Below are 1,596 nucleotides of genomic sequence, written 5' to 3' on the forward strand. Positions count from 1 at the left end.
ACACATCGGGTTCGGTGGGTTCGGCCGGGGGCGCGGGTGCCGCCGCGGGGCCGCTCGTGGGCTGTGCCGGGGCTGTCGGGTGCGTGCGCCGGTAGGTGTCAGCGAGGTGGTTGTCAGTCAAGTAGCTGAGTTCGTCTCCGAGTTCGGACAACTGCTCGGCGTGCCGGCGGTACCGTTCGGCGATCTTCGGCTCGTGGTTGCGCTCGCACCACTCGGCGGCCGTCTCCAGGAACTGGTGCAACTCGCTCAGAGCGCTGTGTCCGTCGCCGAGGACGGCGGTGGCGACGGTCTGGAACTCGGCGCTCGTGCGCACTTCGTACAGCCGGCGGGTCCAGGCGATGACGCTCTGCCCGGCGTCCTCGATCGTGAGGCCGTCGGTGAACTGCTTGGCGTCGTGGGCGGCCCAGCGGTGCAGGTCGTCGGTGGTGGGCCGGTTGCCGCGGTGGGCGCTGATCTGCTCGCTGGTACGACCGACGTTGTCGTACAGGTCGAAGTCGGGGTGGGGCAGGGACAAGGAACTCCTCGGGGCGTGGAGCCGGGCCGCGGTTACGAGCGGGTCGTCAGTGCGGAGGCGACGGGCGGCCCGGAGGCGTCGGTGCGGGCGCACGTGTAGCCGATTAGGCGGGACGGGGTGGCCTTGTCCGGCACGGTGGCGGCGTCGGAGCAGACGAACGTGTACGTGACCGAGGTGCGAGGGATGTCGTGGAGCCAGGCGCGGTCGTCCTTGCCGGGGTTGATCTGCAGCCCGGAGTGCGCGACGGCGTCGGTCTGCGTGTGGGTGTGGGCGAAAAGGATCAGCGCCCCACCATCGGTGGTCTTGAGCGCGTAGGCGTCCTTGTAGCGGTTGGCTGCCCCGGCGAAGACGGTGGTGCCCAACTTCCCGTACTTTTTGGTCGTCTTGTCGTGGACCTTGATCTGCTGCTTGCTCGCCGTGGTCGGGGTGAAGACCTTGGTGCCGGTGTTCACCCCGCCGGTCGCGAAGTTGTCGATCACCGCGGTGCGCAGCAGGTCGGCATCGGCGGCGAGCTGCTTGTTGCCGTCGGCGGCGACTGCGGTGGCATAGCCGTGCTGGTCGAGGGCGATGTCCGGCAGTGTCTTGTCGTCGAGGTCGACGACGGAGACCATCTCCCACCGCGTGTGCTCCGGCTGCTCGGCGAAGACCGCAAGTCGGCTCGGATCCTTGCCCTTCTGGCCGGAGAGCGCGGCGGCGAACCAGCGTTCCTGGCCAGCGGTGAAGCGCGGGATGTACAGCTTGGCGTTGGCGGTGTCGTACGACCACGGCTTGTACCGCTTGCGGTCGGCCTTGGCCAGGCCCTCGTCCTCCTTGTAGTCCGCCACGGACATGGCGTACAGCGGGCCGTCCTCGATGCTGTCGAGGAGCGTGCGGTCGTTGTCGGCGTTGGCCTCGTTGTTGATCTTCGAGTAGTGGGTGATCTGGGCGAGGGCCTCCTGCTTCGTCAGCGCTGGTACGGCGGCCGGAGCGGGGGAGGCGGTGCGAGTGGCCTTCGCCGCGACGTCGTGGCTGCCGGTGTCGGAGGTCCTTCGGGCCACACCGCCAACGCCGTCGTGACCTGGGGCATCCTCGCCTATCTGGCC

General features: G+C 68.9%; 2 protein-coding genes. Both read right to left on the minus strand.

Going from position 1 to position 1,596, the window contains the following annotated elements; all coding sequences use genetic code 11:
• Positions 1-514 (minus strand): hypothetical protein (locus O3Q52_RS52885; RefSeq protein ID WP_269655518.1); only part of this gene is annotated, 514 nt, incomplete at its 3' end.
• 32 nt (positions 515-546) lie between these two features.
• On the minus strand, positions 547-1,551 hold the full coding sequence (locus O3Q52_RS52890) for a hypothetical protein (protein ID WP_269655519.1): 1,005 nt from the start codon (positions 1,549-1,551) through the stop codon (positions 547-549).
• Positions 1,552-1,596: the final 45 nt, after the last annotated feature.

Source organism: Streptomyces sp. ActVer (genome assembly GCF_027270795.1).
Taxonomy (GTDB): Bacteria; Actinomycetota; Actinomycetes; order Streptomycetales; family Streptomycetaceae; genus Streptomyces; species Streptomyces umbrinus_A.